The organism is Pseudomonas sp. 2822-17, from assembly GCF_002742485.1.
Lineage (GTDB): Bacteria > Pseudomonadota > Gammaproteobacteria > Pseudomonadales > Pseudomonadaceae > Aquipseudomonas > Aquipseudomonas cyclaminis.
Map to the genome: position 1 here is coordinate 1 of NZ_LJRZ01000877.1, position 323 is coordinate 323.

Annotated in this window: 1 protein-coding gene; it reads left to right on the forward strand. The window is 36.5% G+C overall.

All coding sequences use genetic code 11. From position 1 onward, the window contains the following. The coding region (locus AOA60_RS29585; protein ID WP_218240949.1) for a hypothetical protein at window positions 1–291 on the forward strand (291 nt) is incomplete at its 5' end. Window positions 292–323 lie beyond the last annotated feature (32 nt).

Genomic DNA, 323 nt, shown 5'->3' on the forward strand with positions numbered 1-323 from the left:
ACAGATACTGACACACAAAAGAGGCAGAGGTTCTATAAACGTGAAGGATTTAAGCATGCAGAATCTATTGGTTATCGAAGAAGGTCTCTTGCGACAGGGGAAATTAATGAATTAGAGATTCTATACTGGTCTCCTACAAATGAATCTGAAGAAAGCATTTACGAAAAAATGAGACATACGTATGAGAATATTCATACGTACAAAGATCAGCAATTATATGGAGAATCATATGAAAATGTAGCTGAGGTACTCACTTATAGTGATGAAAGCAGAGAACAGTCTTCACCGTAACTCTGATCAATACAGAGAGGAGTGTATACTGT